Genomic DNA, 20,584 nt, shown 5'->3' with positions numbered 1-20,584 from the left:
TGGCGGAGAACTTCCTCGCCATGGTCCAGATCGCATCAATGCGCCTGTGGCTCCGCGTTTATGAGTCTACGGCCTAGCTGGTTCCGCCACGGAGAAAGGGACGATGAAGGCGGCGCTTCAACACTATCATGCCCGGATGCAGCGGGTGCTGGACTATATCGACCGGCATCTCGACGGTGATCTGGACCTGGAAACGGTGAGCCGCGTCGCCGCCTTCTCGAGGTTTCATTTCCATCGGCAGTTTACGGCGACCTTCGAGATGTCCGTGCATCGCTACGTCCAGCTCGCCCGTATGAAGCGTGCTTCGCACGGGCTTGCCTGCAAGGACGCCGAGAGCGTCACGGACATAGCGATGGATGCCGGCTACGACGCACCGGATGCCTTTGCCCGCGCCTTTCGGCTACGGTTCGGACAATCGCCTTCGTCGTTCCGGAAGTCGCCCGACTGGGAACCGTGGCTTGCGGCCTTCGGGCCTCTCGACAATGCGAGGAGCAAGCTCATGCAGATTATCTTTACCCAAGACGACGTGACGATCCGCGATGTGCCCCCCACGCCGGTGGCGATCATGGAGCACCGGGGCGACCGGGCGACGATCGGAGACACCCGCCAGCGTTTCATTGCCTGGCGCAAGGCCGCCGGCTTGCCGCCCGAGACAGGCCCAACCTTCATGGTCTTCCGTTCCGAGCGGTGTCCCGCGAACCCGGCCGACTACAGCATGGACCTGTGTGTCGGGACCGACCGGCCGATCGAAGCGAACGACGAGCAGATGAAGGCTGGCGTGATCCCCGGCGGACGCTGCGCGGTGCTGCGCTATCCTGGCAATAGCAACAATCTCGAACCCGCCGCGCTCCACCTCTATCGCGATTGGCTTCCGGCCAGCGGCGAGGAAGCAGGTGACTTCCCGATCTATTGCCAACGCCGGCTCTTCCTCATCCCGGAGGTGCCGGCACATGAAGTAGTCGTGGAGTTGTTTCTGCCGCTGAAATAGCGCCTTTGCCGGAGCAATGGGGCGAACTGGAAAGCCGCGACCGCCGGCCGCGTCGCGTCACATCGCCCCCGCCGGCCCACGCGCCCGACCACTCCTCGGACAGGGGCCTCAGCCGCCCGGCAATCCGCTCCAGTTCGGCCCCCCGCCAGATCGTCGGTGACCGGTGCGGACCCCTCCGCGACGTCGGCGGACCTTTTCAGTCCGCCGCTTTTTGTCCTTCTCCGCCCCGGTTGGCGCGCGGAAGCTTCTCGAGGAACGCCGCCAGATAGTCTGCCCACATACGCGATGTCCGATAGGTCACATGGCCGCGGGTCTCCTTGCCGGCGGGGATCAGGACGTAGCGGCCGGTCGGGATGCGCTTCATCGACCGCTCCATATTGCCAAGCGTCGTCGGATTGACCGCGTCGTCGGCAAAATTGATCGCGAGAAGGGGCCGCTTGATCCGCTCGAGATTCGGCTCGGGATTATAGTCCTGCGCTGCCTCGCGGCCCCACAGGACGTCGTTGGTGTCGGACAGCATCGCGTTCTTCTGGAACTGGATGACCAGCCGCGTCCCCGATGCCTGGTCGGGCGCGAGCTCCTGGAGATGCTCGGGGCTGTCGGTCATGAGCGCGAGCACCGGCGCCGAATAGGTCCATTGAACCGGTTGCTTGGTATAGTTGCCGCCGTTCCAGTCGGGGTCGTTGCGGATCGCCTGCACCGTCATCTCCCGGGACATCCAGTTGCGGCCGCTGATCGCGATGGGTTGGCTCGAGAGCGGAACGGTGCCGTCCATGAAGTCGGGATAGGTCGTGGCCCACATCCAGCTGTGCATACCCCCCATCGATGCACCCATCACCAGCCTGAGATGGTCGATCTTCAGCGTCTCGGTTACCAGCCGATATTGCGCCGAGACGAGGTCGGCATAGCGATAATGCGGAAACCGTGCCTTCAGCCCGTCGCTTGGCTTGCTCGATCCCCCACGGCCGATATTGTCCGGAATGATGATGAAATATCTGGACGCGTCGAGCGGCTTGCCCGGCCCGTAGAGCGGCTCCGCCATCTCGGGCCGAAGCCAGTCACTGCTGTCGCCGCTCGTGCTGTGGAGCAGAAGCACGGCGTTGAGCGGACGTCCCGTTGCGTCGCGCTGCAGCTTCCCGATCGTGACATAGTGCATCCTGAGTTCGGGAAGCACCTCGCCATCGGCGAACCGCATATTCGCGAAAATCGCGGTCTGCTCCTTCTGGTCGGGCCAGCTCTGCGCATGGGCGGCCGGCGCCAGGGCCGCCAGGAACAGCGCAAACGCCGTCATCATCTTGTTCATCGATATCCTCTCCAGCTGAGTTTCGTGCGGTCAGGTGCGGGTCGGCAAGCCCGGCAGGAGCTTGTCCAGCGTCACCGGATAGTCCCGCACACGGACGCCCGTGGCGTTGTAGATTGCGTTGATCACCGCCGCCGCCGATCCGCAGGTGCCGAGTTCGCCGATGCCCTTGGTCCCGATCGGCCCTGCCTTGTCGTCCCGTTCTTCGAGATGGATGGCGTCGATCGCGGGCACATCGGCGTGAACCGGCACATGATATTCGGCCATGTCGTGGTTCACGAAATAGCCGAAGCGCTTGTCGACCACCGCCTCCTCGGTCATCGCGCTGCCGATCCCGAAGACCATGCCGCCGATCTCCTGGTTGCGTGCAAGCTTGTGATTGAGGATCCGCCCCGCGGCGAACACGCCGAGCATGCGCCGCACGCGCATTTCCCCGGTGTCCATGTCGACACCGACCTCGCAGAAATGCGCGCCGAAGGCCGCCTGCACATTGCTCTTCGGTCCGCTATCGGGTTTGGAGACGCCGAGTATCTCGAGGCCGCCCGCCGGCACGAGCGAGGCGAGAGGAATGGGCTTGCCCGCGGCGAGGATCGTGCCGTCCTGGAAGCGCGCTGCGGCAGGATCGACTCCTGCCTTCTCGGCAAAGGCGCGGCAGAGCTTCTGACAGCCGTCATAGACCGAGGCGCCGGTCGACGAGACACCGATTGATGCGATCGAGCCCGAACCCTGCGGGAAGCTCGTATCGCCAAGCCGCACGCTGATCTTCTCGAGCGGGATCCCCGTCGTCTCGGCCGCGATCTGCGCGAACACGGTGTAGCTGCCGGTGCCGATGTCGGTCATCGAGGTCTCGATGACGAGAACTCCGTTCGCGTCGACCCTCAACAATGCCTGCGATGCGCGGACACCGTGATGGTGCATCGAACTCGCCACGCCCATCCCGACCAGCCATTTGCCGTCCCGGATCCGGGCGGGGCGGGAATCGCGCTTGCTCCATCCGAAGCGGCGCGCGCCGTCCTCCAGACATTCGACGAGGCTGCGGCTCGGATAGGGGCGGCTCGGGACCTCGGGATGCACCTGGGAGTCGTTGAGGATGCGCAGTCGTACCGGGTCCATCTTCAGCTTCTCGGCAAGCTCGTCGAGCGCGACCTCGAAGGTGAGCTGCCCCGTTGCCGTATGCGGCGCGCGCATCGCCGCGTTGACCGGGAGGTCAAGCGTCACCGTGCGGTGCGACGTCAGCCGGTTGGGCGCCGCGTACATGAGCCGGGTCTGGCGGGCGGCGGCTTCATAATAGCCCCGTCCCGGAAACTGCGCCGCCCAAACCTCATGCCCGATCGCGAGGAGCTTGCCCTTGCGGTCCGCCCCGAGCCGGATGCGCTGGATCGTGGCGCCCCGGTGGGTGGTGTGGTTGATGATCTGGTTGCGGGCGAGGGCGACCTTGACCGGTCGCCCGAGCTGGCGCGCGGCAAAGGCCGCCAGCACCGGGTCGGCATGCGTGCGAAGCTTCGATCCGAAGCCGCCGCCGACATAGGCCGCGATCACCCTGACCTTCTGGACAGGCACCTCCATCATGGCCGCAACGTCCGCGGCGCAGGTGTTGGTCATCTGATGCGAGGTATGGAGGATCAGCGTGTCGCCCTCCCAGCGCGCGGTGGAGGCCTGGGGCTCCATCATCATCGGCGACTGGTCGGGGGTGGTATAGGTTTCGTCCGTCGTAACCGGGGCCTTCGCAAAGGCCGTCGCGAAATCGCCCAGGTTGGAGTCGGTTACCTGGTCGATATCATTGGGATCCTCGTCATCGGGCTTCACGGCATGGGGGATGCCCGCGGCGAGATCATAGCTGCCGCGGGCATGCTCATAGCCGATCCGGATCAGAGCCGCTGCGCCGCGCGCCTGTTCGAAGCTCTCGGCGACGACGAACGCGACCGCCTGGCCGTGATGCTGGATCTCCGGGCCGCTGAGCTGCGAGACGAGATTGTTCCTGGGTGCCGACATCTTCGGCACATTCTTGTAGGTATAGACGAGCAGCACGCCCGGCGCGCGTTCGGCATCGACCGTGTCGATCCGCGTGACGCGCCCCTTGGCGATGCCGGAGAGGACGATCCAGCCATAAGCCATTTTCTGACCTTCGACCTGATACTCGTAGCTGTACGGCGCCTGCCCACAGACCTTCAGCGCCCCGTCTATCCGGTTGACCGACTTGCCGACCGACTTGCCGCCATCGAGCGGATGCTGTGCCTGCGGTGCGGTCATGCCTTCCGCCCTTCCTTCAGTGCCTGATCGATCACCGCATCGACGGTTCGCCGGAGCAGGGGGAGCTTGAAATCATTGTGGCCATAACCCCGCGCGCCCTCGAGCAGCTGGTCCATGGCCGCTTTCCGTGCCGCCGCACGGCCATCGGTGCCGATAAGGGCGGACTCGGCCTCGATCGAGCGCCACGGCTTGTGCGCGATGCCGCCAAAGGCCAGCCGGATGTGCTCGATGCGTGAGCCCTGCATCCGCAGCACCATGGCGACCGAGACCAGGGCGAAGGCGTAGGAGGCGCGGTCGCGAACCTTGCGATAGGCGTGCCTGCCGCCGAGCGGTGGCGGCAGGGTGACTGCGGTGATGAGGTGCCCGGCGGGAAGGTTGGTTTCGATATGCGGGCTGTCGCCGGGCAGGCGATGGAAATCGGCGATCGGAATCTCGCTTCGGCCGCCATCCGGTCCGATCGTCTCGACGACGGCATCAAGTGCGCGCATCGCCACCGCCATATCGGAAGGGTGGGTCGAGATGCAGGACTCGCTTGCCCCCAATATGGCATGGATCCGATTGAAGCCGCCGAGCGCCGCGCAGCCCGTGCCGGGATCGCGCTTGTTGCACGGCTTTGTCGTGTCGTAGAAATAGAAGCAGCGCGAGCGCTGAAGCAGGTTCCCGCCGGTCGTCGCCTTGTTGCGCAACTGCGCGCTCGCACCGGACAAAAGGGCACGGGAAAGGACCGGATAGCCCTTGCGGACTCGCGCATCGGCGGCGAGGTCGCTGTTGCGGACAAGGGCGCCGATGCGGAGGCCGCCCTGGGCGGTCGGCTCGATCTTCCCCATGTCCAGACGATTGATGTCGATGAGATGGGCAGGGCGCTCCACATCGACCTTCATGAGATCGAGCAGGTTGGTGCCCCCGGCGATAAAGCGCGCCTGTGCATGGTCACGAGCGGCGATGGCCGCCTGGCCCGGCGAGCTTGCACGCTCGAATGTGACGGCCCTCATGCCGCCTTCTCCGCGACGTCGCGAATGGCGGCGACGATATTGGGATAGGCGGCGCACCGGCAGATATTGCCGCTCATCCGTTCGCGGAGCTCGACATCGGTGAGCGCGGTCGGCGCCTCGAGATTCTCCGTCACATGGCTCGGCATCCCGCGCTTCACCTCGGCCAGCATGCCGACAGCCGAGCAGATCTGTCCGGGCGTGCAATAGCCGCACTGAAAGCCGTCATGATCGAGAAAGGCTTGCTGCATCGGATGGAGATTGTCGGGCATGCCGAGCCCCTCGATCGTGATGATCTCGTCGCCCTCGTGCAGCACCGCGAGGGTCAGGCAACTGTTGATGCGGCGGCCGTTCACCAGGATCGTGCAGGCGCCGCATTGGCCCTGATCACAACCCTTCTTCGTACCCGGAAGCTGCAGATGCTCGCGCAGCAGGTCGAGCAGCGTCACTCGTGGATCAAGCGACAGGGCGTGGCGCCGGCCATTCACCGACAGGTTCACCTCGACAAGGGGCGACGGTGTGTTCCGGCTCTCGGCCGCGACCGGATCCGCCGCAGCCGAAATGGCCACGACGCCCAGCGGCGCCGAAGCGATGAAGTCCCGGCGATTCAGGCCGCCGCCCTTATTCTTTTCCTTCATCGCCTTCTCCTCGCGCCGCCAACGGCGACACCTCGTCCGCTAGGCCGCTCACTTCGCTTCCGGCAACGCGTTCATGAAGTCGTTCAGCGCCGGTGCCCATAGGTCCGCATTCGTGTACGACAGATGGCCATGCGACTCCGGCGTCTCGGGGACCAGCACATAGGACCCGCGAGCAATCCGCTTTATCGCGGCCTCCATCGTACCGGCATCCGCCGGGTTGGCGGCATCGTCGGCGAAATTGATCGCCATGAGCCGCGCCGAGATCTTCTCGAGCGCAGGCGAGGGATCATAGTCCTGCGACGCCTCGCGGGCCCAGAGATCGTCGTTCACATCGAGCTTCAGCGCGTCTTCCTGCCACTTCCTGACCACCGCCGCGCCCGCTTGCGGGTTGGGCGCCATGCGCGAGAGATTCTCGTCATTCTCGGTCATCAGCCGCACAAGCGGCGCGACGACCGTCCATTGGACTGGCTTGCGCGTGTAGAATCCATTGTTCCAGTCGGGATCCTGGTGAACGGCATTGATCGAAATCTGCCGTGCCATCCAGTTTCGACCATGAAGGGGGGCCGGTTGCGCGACCATCGGCACCGCGCCGTCCATGAAGTCCGGATACAGGGTGGCCCAGAGCCAGGTGTGCATGCCGCCCATCGACACCCCGAGGACAAGGCGGACATGGTCGATCTTCAGGACCTCGGTCAGAAGGCGATGCTGCGCATTGACCATATCGCGATAGCGATAGTGCGGAAAGGCGCCGCGCAGTCCGTCGCTCGGTTTCGATGACCGGCCCGATCCGATGCTGTCGGGCATCACGATGAAATAGCGCGTTGCATCCAGCGGCTTGCCCGGCCCGAAAAGCGGTTCGGCCGTATCGGGGTTCAGCCAGTTCTTCGAGCTGCCGCTCGTGCTGTGCAGCAGGAGCACCGCATTGATCGCCCGCCCACTGGCATCACGCCGCAAGGTCCCGATCGTCACATAGTTGATCCTGAGCGCAGCCATGTGCGTGCCGTCATTGAAAGCCATGTCGCGGAGGACGGCGGTCGCCTCCTTTTGCCGCGGCCAGGTCGGCGCGGCTTTTTCTTGCGCGCCTGCCGGCGACGGCGCAAACGCCGGCAGCAACAGCGCAGCGGCTAGAAACGGTTTCCACACGCGACTGAACCTCTCATTTGATCCTCATTTCCGGGATTTGTTGAAAAGCCTAGGGCAATAGGCTTTTCAGTTCAAGGCTGGTGCCGGCTGCCTTGGCATTTATTTGGGTCAAACCCTGCGCTAACCGCTTGACCGCAGGGCGCGGGCCTCTATTTTAAAACCCATGTCAGCAGTCAAAGCAGGACCCGCTATTCGCGAGCCCATCGACCTCGATCGCCGAGGTGTCCTTCGATATGTCCAGTTGGCCGCGCACTTCCGCAGGAAGATCGAGACCGGCGAATGGACGAAAGGGGCGCAGATCCCGACGGTGGTCGAACTCTCCGAGGAGTTCAGCGTCGCCCGCGAGACGATCCGGCAATCGCTGAGCGTTCTGCAAAATGACGGCCTGATCGAACGCCACCGGGCGAAAGGGACCTTCGTCACCGGGAGCCAGAAGGAGCAGCTCTGGTGCGATCTGCACACCGACTATTTCGGTCTGTTGCAATCGCGTGAAGGCGCCCAGATCGAACTCATATCGGAAATCCGGCAGGCAAGCCTGCCAGGGAGCGTTGACGTCGGCGAGCCGATCGGGCGCTACCGGCATCTCAAGCGCCGGCATTGGCGCAACGGCGAGGCCTATATGTTCGCCGACGTCTTCATCTCCGAAGACCTGGTGAATCACATCCCGCGATCGGCATTCACCCGCAAGACCGCGCTCAAGATCGTCTCTGACATCCCCGGGAACGAGGTGGCGGAAGTCGAGCAGTTCATGACGATCGGCGCCGCCGACCTCGAAGTCGCGGAGATGTTGCACATGCAGCTTTCGGCGCCGGTCGCCAACGTCAATCGCTATGCGCTCGACGCCAAGGGTGGGATCATGCTCTTTGCCCGGGGAACCTATCGCGGCGACATCGTCCGCCTGAACATCAAGGCGAAATGACCTCGCGGAAGTCGTAGCGCCGCTGCGCGTTCAAGCTCAGGATCTGCAACGCGAGCTGCGGATTCTCAACCCAGCGCAGGAAGAGCCTCAGCAGGTCCGACGTGCTCGGCGGATTCTCCATCCGTACAAAGGGCCAATCCGTTCCCCAGAGGAGCTGCTTCGGATTTGCTTCGACCAGCGCGTCGTGGAAGGGCTTCAGGATATCGACGGCCGCGAGACTGTCGACCCGGCGGCAGACCGTGAGCTTCACCCAGACACTGCCCTCGCGCACGCGCGCGAGCAGTTCCTGAAAATGCGGATGGTCTGGCCCCCGCCGCACGTCGAAGCCGCCCATGTGATCGAGAACGACCGGAAGGCCGTGCGCCGCGATGCGATCGAGTTCAGCCAGGCTTTGCTCCAGGGGACTCCAGAGTTCCGCATGCCAGCCCATTCCGGCCATGCCCGACGCGAGCCGGTCAAGTGCGTCGAGGCTGACGGAACCGGCATAGCGGTCCCCGTTCGGCAGCCGCGATTCGATGAACCGCAGGCCACGCACGCCATGATCGTGCATCCGCACAAGCGCGTCATCGCTCACCGCACTATCGGCGACGCCAATCCCCCGGCAGCGATCGCCGGCGGCTGCGAGCGCGTCGAGCAAGGCCGTGACGTCCGTGCCATAAGGACTGGGTTGTACGAGAACGGCGCGTTCCAGACCCGCTTCAGCGGCGACGGCCAGGCGCAGGTCCGTCGGCGCGGCCGGCGTTTCATAGCTTGGCGGAAAGGGCAGGGGATAGCGAGCAAGGTTCGGAAAGACGTGCGAATGGCAGTCGCACGAAGCGCGTGGGACCGCGATGGCCTCCGGCTCCTGACCGGCGCCCCGCACGAGCGGCTCGCGATATGTCATTTCGCGAGCGCTGCGCTTACGCCGCGGCAGAGCAGGCCGTGATCGGTCCCGACCAGGAACCAGTTCGCCCCGCGGGCCGCATAGTCTTCGCGCTCGGCCGGGCTCGAGACCACCAGCCCGATGATCTTGTCAGCGGGTGTGATGCGGGTGAGCATCGCGTCGACCGCGGCATCGACTTCGGGCCCTTGCGCGGTATAGCCCATGGCAAGCGCCAGATCGGCTCTGCCGATGAGGAGGCCGTCGACGCCCGGGACAGCAAGAATGGTTTCGACATTATCGACCGCGACCGGATGCTCGATCTGGACGATGACTTTGGCTCGGTCCCCGCGCGCAACGGCGTCCGCCATCGTCGCCTTGCCATAGCCGGCGTGGCGGGTGCTGCCCGAATAGCCGCGTATCCCGCCCACGAAGCGCGCCGCGCGCACGACGGCCTGCGCCATCTCGGGCGTGTCGACATGGGGGACCACAACGCCGCAGGCGCCGAGATCGAGCGCGGATTGGATGCCGGCGGGCCCCTGGTCGCGCACCCGCACATAGAGCGGCAGATCGACCGCGCGCCCGGCGAGCATCATCAGGTCGAGGTCGCGATCCCCGAAAGGGGCGTGCTCGGCGTCGATGACGGCGAAATCGAGCCCGCTATTCTCGAGCACCTCAACGATATGCGGCGAGAGCGTCTTGATGAAGATGCCGCACCGGATGGCGTCGCCGGGCCCCTGGCTCACGAATGCACCTTGGGCAGCGCCGGATCCGCATAGTCGGCCCAATTGAACACGAAGCCCTTGGCGATGAAGTCCCGGCGCGGCGGCGCGAAGATATCGATCAGGATATGGGGCTGGTCGCCCACGCCCTCGGTCGTGTGAACGATCTCGGGCGGAACGATCAACAGCGTGTCGCGTCCCGCCGGAAGATGGCCATCCTCGCGCCAGAGGTTGGCGTTCGCCGACCATTCCGTCCGGACATGGTGGACGAAGTTGCCCTCGATCGCGAGCGAGCCCTGCTCGAAATCGGCGTGCGAATGGGGGCTCAGCACCGTGCGGTCGCGGGGCCCCGCATATTCGACCCAGTTGATGCTCATCGTGGCACTCTGGATGAATTTGATGCGGGTATTGCCTGGCGGCGGCAGGACCTCGTCGATCGGCAGCACGGCAAGACCGGTTCCCCGATTGGCGAAGGATTCTCCGATCGGCGCTACGCGACTGTCGTCGACGGCATATTGCGCGGCGTTCACGGCATCCTCGACCGGGACGTCGTTCCGCTGGGTCGCGAGGACATAAATCCGCCCGCCCATAGCGGCCGTGAACTCATAGGCGCCCGGTGGAACGATGACGACGCTCCGGCTTCCGATCGCCGTGTCGCCGTCCCCGATGACGATCGTCCCGGCCGCTTCGATCACGAGCAGGATCGTCTCATGCTCGCTGTCCACGGCGAGCACCTCGCCGGGCGTGGTGTCGATGCGCTCGACAAAGAAGTTCTGGCCGCGTGCCAGCTTGCGATTACCCCCGCCGTTCAGGTCGACGACGATGGCGTTACGATCTGTTTCCGCCATTTTGACCCTCAATATGTTGCTTCATTGGCCCGAGAGAACTGGCGCTCCAGTTCGAAACTCGGTTGTGAAATCGCGTATTCGGCGCCGCCCAGCCGCGTGACCGGGTTGGCGAGCGCCGTGTCGAAATGGCCATCGTCATGCAGATAACCGGCGGCGATATGCATTCCGACGACCCGGCCGAAGGTTACGTTCGTCTCCGGTCCTTCGTCACCGCCGCCGATCGAGACGATCTTCATGACCTTGCATTCGAGCGAGCAGGGCGAGGCCGCGACCCGGGGCGGGGCGACGAACCGGCTCGCCGCCTTCTCGATCCCGACGAATTCGAACTCGTCATGGCCGAATGGAACCGGCGTCGAGGTCTTGTTCATTACCTCGACCAGGTCATGGCTGACGAGATTGAACACGAATTCGCCGGTCACGCGGGCATTGTTAAGTGTATCCTTTGCCTGACGGTCTTCGGGTGTGTTGCACGAAAAGATCAGGACGGGCGGCAGGTTGGAGACGATCGTGAAGTAGGAGAAAGGCGCAAGATTGGCCGTGCCATCGGGATTCAAGGTACTGATCCACCCGATCGGGCGGGGCGCGATGATGGCATTGAAAATGCCTCGCTTGTATTCGTCCTTCAACGTATCGATGAATAAGGGCTCACTGTTTGTCATGCATGACTCGCTGAACTGTCGAAGCGTGGCGTAATCACTTTCCCGTCAGGGCCGTTTTGCGCCGCCGCTCGAGATTCTCAAGAATAGCGGGCAGCCGCTCCTGCGCCTGGGTTGCCAGATCGTCGTAGATCGAATTGCCATGCGCATCGATGCCCACTGTCAATGGGCCCAGCTCCGCAAGTCTCAGGCGGCTGAGCCGGAAATGTGACGGAAAATCGTTCCAGGCGACGTCGATGACATCGGCAATGCCCGCCGAGAGCATCGGGCTTCCTCCGCCCAGCAGCGACACATAGACGCAGCCGGCCTCCTTCAGCGCCGCCACCGACGTGGCGCTGAGGCCGCCCTTCCCGCCGACGATCCTGAGGCCGAGCTCCTTGACGAGCCTGGGCATGAAGCTGTCGAAGCGCATGCTCGTCGTCGGATTGACATAGTGGATCGTGTAGTGCTCGTCGCCGTCCCGCTTCTCGACCATATGCGGGAGATGCAGGAACGCGCCGGTAACAGGCAGGGGCAATGGTTCGCCCTTGTCCAGAAACTCGATGATGCGCTTGTGCGCGGGCAGCCCTCCCGTCACGGTGATCTCGCCCGACAAATAGACGAGATCGCCGACACGCAGCTGTTCGATGTCCGCGGCCGTCGGGGGCAGGGTCAGATGGTATTCGGCCATCAGAAGATCCTTTCCACCGTGCCGTCGCTGTGCAGGCGCGCCTTCGCACGCCGATTGATCCAGCAATTGAAGCAGACCGCGACCGGCGTGTAGCCATGGCCGAACGCATAATCGATATGGACGCCTAACGCGGTGGTCGAGCCGCCAGTGCCCATGGGCCCGAAGCCGGTGGCATTCGCGGCCTCGGTCAGTCGCTCTTCCATCGCCTGCAGCATCGGCTCGGGATTCTCGCTACCCACGGGCCGATAGGTCGCTTTGACGGCGAGTTTCGCGGCCATGTCGAAATTTCCGCCGATGCCGACGCCGACCACGACCGGCGGGCAATGCTGCGAGCCCGCGGCGATGATCGCCTTCATGACATGTTCTTCGATGTCCCCGAGCGAAGGCGAGATGAAGGTCTCGATCGTCGCCCAGCGCCCCGATCCGAGCGCCTTCGGGATGCAGGTGATGTCGATATAATCCGCATCCCCGACCAGATCGACGCTGATCGCGGGGATTTCCTTGCCGGCATGGCCCCGCTCGTTGGTGAGCGGGTTGTTGATATGCTTGAGGAGTGGCGGCTGAATCGTCTCTGCGAGATGTGCGAAGCCGCGTACGATAGCCTTTTTGAGGTCGCCCGACCACTTCGCCCGACCGCCGATTTCGAGCAGATAGATCGGGAATCCGCTGTCCGAGCAGACGAACTTGTCATTTGTTTCCGCGGCGATCGCGCTCTTCAGCATGAGGTCGAGCGTGGCCCTTGCCGCAGGGATTTCCTCGCGATCTCGAGCGATCGCGAGCGCCTGTTTGGTGTCATCCGGTACCTTGCGAAGCGCGTCGGAATACAACCGCTCCGTAACCTCCTGAACAAGCTCCTCCGTTATCATTATCTTCTTTCAATGACCTACTGTTATGGGCTAAGAGCTAGTCAGGCCACCTGAGAGTGTCAAGCCACAAAACCGGAGAGTCGAAACTATGGCCAACCCTTCTCGCAAGCCACCAATCCTCGTCATCGGAGCAGTGGCTGGCGATATCAAGCTGGCAATCGCACCTTACTTTGACCTTGTTGAATGGGTTATGGAAGGGAGTGAGGCGAGGTCCGCTTCGAACATACCGAGCGACATTCGAGCGGTCCTGACCCGAGCGATGCTGGGCCTTCCCTCGTCAGTCATGGACGCATTGCCGAGTCTCGAGCTCGTCCTCTCTTTCGGAGCGGGCGCCGAGTTCATCGATTTTGCGGAGGCCGAGCGCCGCGGTATCACCATCGTGCACACGCCCGATGAACTGACGGAAGATGTCGCGGACTATGCGATCGCGATGACCTTCGCCGCGCAGCGCCAGCTCCGCCAGGCTGACGCGACGGTTCGCGGGGGGCTGTGGGGCGCGAAGCCGCCATCGTTCACGCGGCGTATCACCGGCGCACCGATCGGGATCGTCGGGGTTGGCCGGATCGGGATGCGGATCGCCGAGAAAGCGGCGGCACTCGGCATGGAAGTCCATTATCACAGCCGGAACCCGCGCGCGGAGACAGGTTTCACCTATCATGCGGCCGCTGTCGACCTTGCCCGTTCGGTCGATATCCTCGTCCTCGCTTGCGCCGGAACGCCCGAGACGCGCCATCTGGTGGACGCGAATGTGCTCGAGGCGCTTGGCGATGGGGGCATCATCGTCAATGTCGCGCGCGGAAGCGTCATCGACGAGGAAGCGCTGATCGAGGCGCTCGAAGAGCGCCGCATCGGGGGCGCGGCGCTCGACGTCTTCGCGTCCGAACCCAGGCCTGATCCGCGCCTTCTCGATCTCCCCAACGTCCTCCTGTCGCCGCATGCCGCATCGCTGACCTTCGAGGGCCGGGCGGATGCCATCGCGCGGCTGGTCGAGGGCGCCAGAGCCTATGTCGCCGAACAACAAGAAGCGAATTGCGCCGGCTGAGCCCGGTTTGGAAGAGGGTTAATGATGATGAACACTGCGCCGGCGCTATCCCGGGACGACAAGGCGATACTCGACAAGACGATCTGGCGGGTCATGCCATTGGTGGCGCTCTGCATGGCCGTTGGGACCATCGACCGGTCCAATATCGGTTTCGCGAAACTCAGCATGGCCGAGGATCTGGGAATGAGCGAAGCCGCTTTCGGCTTTGGATCCTCGCTCTTCTATGTCGGCTATCTTCTTTTCGAAATCCCAAGCGCTCTCGCGGCCCATCGCTACGGCGCGCGGACCTGGTTCGTGCGGATCATGGCAACCTGGGGCCTGGCAACGCTCTTGCTGGCGCTGACCAATTCGGCGACCACCTTCTACATCCTGCGCTTCGGGCTGGGGATGGCCGAAGCCGGATTGTATCCGGCACTTCTCTACTATGTCTCGATCTGGTTCCCCAAATCGCAGCAGCCGCGCGCCATGGCGTTCCTGACGGTCGGAAGCGCGCTCGGCAATGGCGTCGGGGCCCTGATCTCGGGCCCGCTACTCGACATGTCGGGCGTCGGCAGCCTCCAGGGCTGGCAATGGATATTCATCGTCACCGGCATCATGCCGATGGCGACGATTTTCCTGGTGCTCTGGAAGCTCAAGGACAGCCCTGACCGCGCCGACTTTCTCGACGAGCAGGAGCGCTCCCGGCTCATTGAGCTCATCGAGCGGGAAGCGACGCCCGTAGCCAAATCGCCAAAGCCCTGGGCGACGCTCGCGGACCCGCGCGTCCTCGGCCATGGCCTTATCTACGCCGTCATTCTGACCGCGTTGTTCGGCGTGATCTACTGGTCGCCGAGCGTCATCAGGACCTTCGGCGTCACCGGAACCCAGAACGGCTTGTTGGTCGCCCTGCCCTGGGCGATCGACATCGTCCTGTTGCTGACGCTGCCCAAGCTGCTTTCGACCACTCGCAGCGTGCTCATCACCATGATCTCGCTTTGCGTCGTGGGCGCGCTCACGGCGGGCCTCGCCGCGGCGAACGAAAGCCATCTGCTGCGCTATTTCGCGTTGCTGGTCGGCATCCCGTGCATCTCGCTCACGCTAGGCCTCTACTGGACCTTCCCGGTGCGGATCTTCCGTGGAGCGAGTTCGGCGGCGGCAATCGCCGCGATCAGCATGATCGGCAATTTCGGCGGTATCGTCGCCCAGAATGCGATGCCCGCCGTTGCCAAGGCAGGGGGCGATCCCTCGGCGGCCCTGGCGGTACCGGGCCTCTGCCTGTTCGCCATTCTCATTGGCTGCGTCATCGCCTTCATGCGCGAACGCGGAGCCGGGTTGAACGCACCTCCGGCCAGCCGTGCGGCATCGGAAATCTGAGGATGGAAACTTCCCGCTTGCCGGAACCGGCTTCGGTCCTGCCGAGGAATGACAACACAATGGAGAATGGCACTATGTCTCGTAATTTGGTGGCGATGGTATCCGGGGCGCTCGCGGCGGCGGGCCTTGTTCTTGCCGCGCCCGTCGCCGCGCATCATTCCTATTCCGCGTTCGACCGCAGCAAGACGATCACGCTCAACGGCACGATCTCCGAGCTCGAATGGACCAATCCGCATACCTATGTCGTCCTTCTCGTAAAGGGGAAGGGCGGGGCACAAGCCCGCTGGACCATCGAAGGCAATCCGCCCGCCGGCATGGCGCGCGACGGTTGGAAGAAGTCGGGCGCCAAGGTTGGCGATATCGTCACGATCGTTATCAATCCCCTGCGCACGGGCGGAAGCGGCGGTCACTATGTCTCCGCGATCCTGACGGGCGGCGTGAAGGTCGGACCGCCAAAGGGCTGATTCTGCTGCGGGTCGATATCGTGCAGCCATCCGGCCCCATTCGGCCGGTCAACGCCCTAATGTAAGGACAAGGACAGATGAAAGTCAGGGGACGGATTTGCGCTTGCCTGACGGCCGCGCCCACAATGCTGGCCGTCGCGATGTTCCTGGGTGCGAGCGGTGCAGCCGCCCAGAGCGATGCGCCGAACAAGGATCCGCGGCCGGCGAAGGTCGCGGATGTCGATCTTGCCAAGACCGACATTGAATATGCCGATCCGGCCGTGCCGAACATCTCGGGCTTCTGGCGGCCCGATCCCAAGGTGGAACTCGAACGCTTCTTTCTGCTGGACGGGACCCAACTCCCGCAGCGAAACGAAACGGGCCAGGACGGCTTTCCCTACAAGCCGGAATGGCAAAAGGTCTATCAGGCCAGGCGCGACTCCGAGCACAAGGGCTTGCCCTATGGCGACCCGCAGGCAGCCTGCTGGCCGGCCGGCCTCTACAAGAATTATGTCGGCTTCCCGGCACCGATGGAGATCACCCAGACACCCGGTCGCGTGCTGATGATGTTCCAGCGCATGTCGCCCACCCGCCGGATCTACACCGACGGCCGGCAGCACCCGGGGGGCGACGATCTCATGCCGTCCGCAGATGGCCATTCGATCGCTCATTGGGAAGGCAAGACCCTCGTCGTCGACACCATCGGCCTCCGACGGGAGTTCACCCTCTCGTCTTCGCCGGGCATGCCGCATTCCTCCAAGCTTCACGTTACCGAGCGCATAACGCGCACCGATCCCGTGACACTGACCCTCGAGATTGTCCTCGACGATCCGGTCGCCTTCTCCCAGCCCGTCAAGAATACGCTGACCTACAAGCTTTGGGTCAATGACGGGATGGTCGAGGACTTTTGCACCGACAACAATCGCGACTGGCCCGATCGCGACCTGATCGTCCATCTCGATACCGAACCGCGCAAACGATACGGCTTCGACCTGCCGGAAGAGCCGGAGGAATGACCGCGGGTCCCGTAAGGGGCCGGTTCGTCACAGCTTCCGCGACAAGATTGCGAGAAGGGGCTTGCGGCCCCGATTATCGGGCGCTAATAGCCCTTATAACCTAAAACACTAGGTCTTAGGGTTTCTAAGGGCGAGACCGGAGTTTCTCACTGGGAAATGGCGGTTTTCTGCTGTTTTATGTGGATTGTCAGGCGCGATCATGTCGCCTGTTGCAGAGAAAGCCTTGGGATTAGGGCAAAGGTCCAGCCGGGCAAAGGGGAGAGGATAGAATGACAAAAGAAGTTCGTGCTGTATTTCTTGCGGGCGCTGCCATGAGCGCGCTCATCTCGTTTGCCGGTGCCGCGCAGGCGCAGGAAGTCGCGCCCGGCGCCGATGCGGAAGCGGAGGCGGTCAGTGCAGATATCATCGTGACCGCGCGCAAGCGCTCCGAGAGTGCGCAGACCGTTCCGATCGCGATCGACGCACTCACCGCGACCGACCTTGCCAACGGCAATGTCACCAACATCGACGATATGAAACGCTTCTCCTCGGATCTGAACATCCGCACCCGCGCCGACAACACGGCGGACGTCTCGATGCGCGGCGTCGGCTCGTTCGGCCTGACGCCCGGTGTCGGCTTCTATGTCGACGACGTCCAGGTTTTCGAAGGCCAGACCGCCCGCTTCTCGGACATCGCGCAGGTGGAAATCCTGAAGGGCCCGCAAGGCACCCTCTATGGCGGCGCCAGCATCGGCGGCGCGATCAAATATGCGACGAAGCTGCCGACCGAAAAGTTCGAGGCCGAGGCCACGCTCGAAGGTGGCGGTTATAACAGCATCTATGGCAACGCGATCGTATCGGGGCCGCTGTTCGACGGCCTCAACGCCCGCATCAACTATTTCCACAACTCGACCGATGGGTTTGTCTACAATTCCGTCACGGGCAGTCGCAAGGCGGGCCTCACCGATGAGGACGGCTTGCGCTTGACGCTCGACCATCCGGGCCGGACCCACATCACGTTCCACTTCACGATGGACCTGATCGACACGGGCAATTCCAACCTCTATCGCGTCGCGGCGAGCCCGGAAGACGCCGGTCTTAGCATCACCCATGGCAGCCCGGACCATTTCAAGCGCGACATCTATTCGGGGTCGCTCGCCATCCACCACGAGATGAACGATGATCTCGAGTTGACGTCGATCACCTCGGGCTTCGTCTCGGATTCCGACACCATGACCGACGTCGACAAGATCGCGACGCCGCTGGTCAACAGCGTGGGCGAAACGCACCGGGAGGTCTATAGTCAGGAAATCCGCGTTGGCACGACGGGCAATTCGCCCTTCCAGTGGCTGGTTGGCGGCTTCTTCCAGGCCAATGACTATCACAAAATCCTGACATCGACGAGCTTCTTCCGCTTCCCCGCAACCCCGGCCAATCTGGCCAATCCGGCAAACTACAATGTCAGCGCGTCGAATGTCGTGCAGAAGGTGCGCACCTATGCGCTCTTTGCGAACGCCACTTACGCGACCGGGCCATGGGCCCTCGAACTCGGCGCGCGCTACGGCCGCGACGAGCTTTCGCTTCGCGATCCCCGGGACAATCTGTTTCCGATCGGCTCGCCCAGCTATGTCGAGAACAACGGCAATGCCCTGCTGCCGCGAGGCTCGATCTCGTACAAGTTCGCGCCCCGGATCATGGGCTATGCCACGATCTCGCGTGGCGCCACGCCCGGCGGCGCCTATGAGGGCTTCACGTCCGCCAACGTGCCGTTCCTCGAAACCTATCGTCCCGAGAAGACCTGGAACTACGAGCTGGGCTTCAAGTCGACCATCCTGGGTGGCGTCCGGTTCAACGCGGCCGCCTTCTACATCAAATATACCGATCGCCTCTTCCAGATCACCGAACTGCAAGGTGGCGGCGGCAACATCGTGACCGTCAACCGCAATATCGGCCCCTCGACGAACTATGGCGTCGAGGCCGATCTCGATATCCCGGTGACGAATTCGCTCCACCTCAATGCGAGCGGCAGCTGGCTGCATGCGGCCTGGGACAATGCGCTCTTCTTCGACGCGAACACGCGCACGACGATCAACCTCGACGGCAAACAGGTGCCCTGGGCGCCCAAATATCAGGCGCGCCTGGGCTTCAACTGGAACCATGGGTTCGACAATGGCTGGCGTCTCGGTCTGCGCGGCGACATCGCCTTTACCGGCCGCCAATTCTACTACCCCTCGGCCATCTACAGCGGCGCCCCCTATAACCTGACCAGCGTCGGGGCGAGCATCGAGAAGGGGTCCTTCCGTCTCTATGGCTCTGTCAGCAATCTCTTGGACCGCATCTACAACCAGTCGTTCATCAGCGGCGCGGAAATCGGCGCGCCGCGCAACTCGGCACAGATCGCTGCGCCGCGCACCTGGTCGATCGGCTTGACCTACAAATACTGATTTTCGACGTCCGGGCGCGCCCGGACAGCATCCTCCGCGCCTGGAGTCTGGCGGGACAGAAACGGGAGACGTACATGGCAATATTCCTCAAAGCAGGCATCTTCGTCGCGGCGCTGGGCTTGCTCGCGAGCGCCGCGGATGCGCAAAACGCCAACGCGATCGAGAGCAAGCCCGACCTGACCGCCGAGGCGGCGAAGATCATCGGCGACACCTGCGTCGAGATGGCACGCAAGAATGGGTGGCATCAGGCGGTCACCATTCTCAATGCCCGCCAGCAGATCCTCTATTTCTACCGCATGGACGGCACCAGCGACATCGGCGCCGAGACCTCGGGCCTGAAGGCGAAGACCGCTTTCTATACCCGCCGCATCGGCCGCGACATCGGTCAGCTCAATCCCGAGTTCCTGCGCGACCGCGGCCTGCTCGCCTCGCCGGGGGGCATTCCGGTGCTCGTCAATGGTGCCCTTGCCGGTGCCGTGGGCGTTGGCGGCGGTGTCAGCATCAACGATCATCAGTGCGGCATGGCCGGCCTTGAGAAGGTCGGGTTGGCGCCCAAGACCGTTCCGCCGGAAGCCCTGACGGCGCGCGAAGGCCACTAACCGCATCTGGCTGTTATAAAACTATAAACATGTGTTAATATGTATTCCGACTCGAACTGGCTCGTGGCGAAGGGACAAACCTTTGAACTCACCGCGCATGGCTCTTCTCGCCATCACCGTGTCGGCACTCATGTGCTGGGGGGGCATACAGGCGGCTGCGCAGGGCGACGCCCAGGCTCCTGCGCAGTCGGCCCAACCACAGGCCCCTGTGCAGCCCGCCCGTCCGATGACCTTCTTCGTCACCGGCAGGCCGCTCGGTGACGGCGGAAATCTTGGCGGTCTCGCAGGGGGCGACGCGCACTGCCAGAAGCTCGGTGCCGAAGCCGGGCGCGGCTCTGCCACATGGCGGGCCTATCTGTCGACGCAGGGTCCGGGCGCGGTGAACGCGCGCGACCGTATCGGCAGCGGCCCGTGGTACAATCAGAAGGGCGTCATGGTCGCGCCCGATCTGGCGCACCTCCACGGCGATACGCTGGAGATGGCCAGGCTAGGCATCATGCTTGGCCGCGGGACCGCGCTGACCGAGACGGGTGAAACGATCCCGGGCTTCGGCGAGCAGCCGAATCGGCACGACATCCTGACCGGCACGATGCCCGATGGCCGCGCCTTTCCGCCGGGCGAGGACCGCACATGTCACAACTGGACGAGCAATGGTGATGGCCATGCGCAGCTTGGGCATAGCGACAAGAATGGCGGCGGCAACGGCTCGTGGAACTCATCCCATCCGAGCCGGTCATGCAGCCAGCCAGCCCTGGTCCAGACCGGCGGCGTGGGATTGCTCTATTGTTTCGCTGCCGATTGAGGGCCGCATCATGGCCGAATGAGATGGGCTTTGCCGAGCTATACCGATGATAGGACTG

At 63.6% G+C, this 20,584-nt stretch carries 20 protein-coding genes; 9 read left to right on the top strand and 11 right to left on the bottom strand.

Going from position 1 to position 20,584, the window contains the following annotated elements; all coding sequences use genetic code 11:
* Window positions 1-103 precede the first annotated feature (103 nt).
* Window positions 104-988, top strand: coding sequence for an AraC family transcriptional regulator (locus AC1RT8_RS23480; protein WP_493078847.1), 885 nt, complete (start codon window positions 104-106; stop codon window positions 986-988).
* Window positions 989-1,184: 196 nt separating this feature from the next.
* Here the strand turns inward: AC1RT8_RS23480 and AC1RT8_RS23475 are convergent, their stop codons facing one another.
* The 5 genes from AC1RT8_RS23475 to AC1RT8_RS23455 are packed head-to-tail and all read right to left on the bottom strand — an operon-like array spanning window position 1,185 to window position 7,308.
* On the bottom strand, window positions 1,185-2,291 hold the full coding sequence (locus AC1RT8_RS23475) for an alpha/beta fold hydrolase (protein WP_493078845.1): 1,107 nt from the start codon (window positions 2,289-2,291) through the stop codon (window positions 1,185-1,187).
* 30 nt (window positions 2,292-2,321) lie between these two features.
* Window positions 2,322-4,538 carry a molybdopterin cofactor-binding domain-containing protein gene (locus AC1RT8_RS23470; RefSeq protein WP_493078844.1) on the bottom strand — a complete coding sequence of 739 codons (2,217 nt, stop codon included), beginning with the start codon at window positions 4,536-4,538 and terminating at the stop codon, window positions 2,322-2,324.
* Window positions 4,535-5,530 (bottom strand): FAD binding domain-containing protein, encoded by a 996-nt coding sequence (locus tag AC1RT8_RS23465; protein WP_493078843.1) that lies wholly within the window; start codon window positions 5,528-5,530, stop codon window positions 4,535-4,537. Before AC1RT8_RS23465 ends, AC1RT8_RS23470 begins: the two co-directional genes overlap by 4 nt.
* A complete protein-coding gene (locus AC1RT8_RS23460) occupies window positions 5,527-6,165 on the bottom strand; it encodes a 2Fe-2S iron-sulfur cluster-binding protein (RefSeq protein WP_493078841.1) in 639 nt (212 codons plus the stop codon). The genes AC1RT8_RS23465 and AC1RT8_RS23460 overlap by 4 nt, the downstream gene beginning before the upstream one ends.
* 48 nt (window positions 6,166-6,213) lie before the next feature.
* Entirely contained in the window at window positions 6,214-7,308 is a 1,095-nt protein-coding gene (locus AC1RT8_RS23455) for an alpha/beta fold hydrolase (RefSeq protein WP_493078839.1), read from the bottom strand.
* A gap of 241 nt (window positions 7,309-7,549) precedes the next feature.
* On the opposite strand from AC1RT8_RS23455, the gene AC1RT8_RS23450 reads away from it, so the two are divergent.
* Entirely contained in the window at window positions 7,550-8,227 is a 678-nt protein-coding gene (locus tag AC1RT8_RS23450) for a GntR family transcriptional regulator (protein WP_493078837.1), read from the top strand.
* On the opposite strand, the gene AC1RT8_RS23445 is transcribed toward AC1RT8_RS23450, so the two are convergent.
* The 6 genes from AC1RT8_RS23445 to AC1RT8_RS23420 are packed head-to-tail and all read right to left on the bottom strand — an operon-like array spanning window position 8,214 to window position 12,848.
* On the bottom strand, window positions 8,214-9,110 hold the full coding sequence (locus AC1RT8_RS23445; RefSeq protein WP_493078835.1) for an amidohydrolase family protein: 897 nt from the start codon (window positions 9,108-9,110) through the stop codon (window positions 8,214-8,216). The two genes, AC1RT8_RS23450 and AC1RT8_RS23445, sit on opposite strands and share 14 nt — an antisense overlap.
* Window positions 9,107-9,832 carry an HpcH/HpaI aldolase family protein gene (locus AC1RT8_RS23440; RefSeq protein ID WP_493078833.1) on the bottom strand — a complete coding sequence of 242 codons (726 nt, stop codon included), beginning with the start codon at window positions 9,830-9,832 and terminating at the stop codon, window positions 9,107-9,109. Before AC1RT8_RS23440 ends, AC1RT8_RS23445 begins: the two co-directional genes overlap by 4 nt.
* On the bottom strand, window positions 9,829-10,656 hold the full coding sequence (locus AC1RT8_RS23435; RefSeq protein ID WP_493078832.1) for a cupin domain-containing protein: 828 nt from the start codon (window positions 10,654-10,656) through the stop codon (window positions 9,829-9,831). The genes AC1RT8_RS23440 and AC1RT8_RS23435 overlap by 4 nt, the downstream gene beginning before the upstream one ends.
* An 8-nt stretch (window positions 10,657-10,664) precedes the next feature.
* Window positions 10,665-11,315 (bottom strand): flavin reductase family protein, encoded by a 651-nt coding sequence (locus tag AC1RT8_RS23430; RefSeq protein WP_493078830.1) that lies wholly within the window; start codon window positions 11,313-11,315, stop codon window positions 10,665-10,667.
* A gap of 34 nt (window positions 11,316-11,349) precedes the next feature.
* Window positions 11,350-11,982, bottom strand: coding sequence for a fumarate hydratase C-terminal domain-containing protein (locus AC1RT8_RS23425; protein ID WP_493078828.1), 633 nt, complete (start codon window positions 11,980-11,982; stop codon window positions 11,350-11,352).
* Complete coding sequence (locus AC1RT8_RS23420) at window positions 11,982-12,848, bottom strand: fumarate hydratase (RefSeq protein WP_493078826.1); 867 nt, start codon at window positions 12,846-12,848, stop codon at window positions 11,982-11,984. The genes AC1RT8_RS23425 and AC1RT8_RS23420 overlap by 1 nt, the downstream gene beginning before the upstream one ends.
* An 88-nt stretch (window positions 12,849-12,936) precedes the next feature.
* On the opposite strand from AC1RT8_RS23420, the gene AC1RT8_RS23415 reads away from it, so the two are divergent.
* The 7 genes from AC1RT8_RS23415 to AC1RT8_RS23385 all read left to right on the top strand — a co-directional run bounded on the left by AC1RT8_RS23415 (window position 12,937) and on the right by AC1RT8_RS23385 (window position 20,526).
* On the top strand, window positions 12,937-13,890 hold the full coding sequence (locus AC1RT8_RS23415; protein WP_493078825.1) for an NAD(P)-dependent oxidoreductase: 954 nt from the start codon (window positions 12,937-12,939) through the stop codon (window positions 13,888-13,890).
* A gap of 27 nt (window positions 13,891-13,917) precedes the next feature.
* Entirely contained in the window at window positions 13,918-15,243 is a 1,326-nt protein-coding gene (locus AC1RT8_RS23410; protein WP_493078823.1) for an MFS transporter, read from the top strand.
* A 74-nt stretch (window positions 15,244-15,317) separates the two neighbouring features.
* On the top strand, window positions 15,318-15,707 hold the full coding sequence (locus AC1RT8_RS23405; protein WP_493078821.1) for a DUF6152 family protein: 390 nt from the start codon (window positions 15,318-15,320) through the stop codon (window positions 15,705-15,707).
* A gap of 77 nt (window positions 15,708-15,784) precedes the next feature.
* The gene (locus AC1RT8_RS23400) at window positions 15,785-16,702 is read left to right on the top strand and encodes a hypothetical protein (protein WP_493078819.1); all 918 of its coding nucleotides are present in this window, start codon (window positions 15,785-15,787) and stop codon (window positions 16,700-16,702) included.
* 311 nt (window positions 16,703-17,013) lie between these two features.
* Window positions 17,014-19,125: a TonB-dependent receptor gene (locus AC1RT8_RS23395; protein WP_493078817.1), complete on the top strand. Its 2,112-nt coding sequence runs from the start codon at window positions 17,014-17,016 to the stop codon at window positions 19,123-19,125.
* Between the two features lie 74 nt (window positions 19,126-19,199).
* On the top strand, window positions 19,200-19,724 hold the full coding sequence (locus AC1RT8_RS23390; protein WP_493078816.1) for a GlcG/HbpS family heme-binding protein: 525 nt from the start codon (window positions 19,200-19,202) through the stop codon (window positions 19,722-19,724).
* A gap of 97 nt (window positions 19,725-19,821) precedes the next feature.
* Entirely contained in the window at window positions 19,822-20,526 is a 705-nt protein-coding gene (locus AC1RT8_RS23385) for a hypothetical protein (protein WP_493078815.1), read from the top strand.
* Window positions 20,527-20,584 lie beyond the last annotated feature (58 nt).

Source organism: Sphingomonas sp. GW821-FHT10F11, from assembly GCF_058809095.1.
Note: the sequence above shows the minus strand (reverse complement) of the source record. Positions and strands in the feature narration are given on the sequence as shown.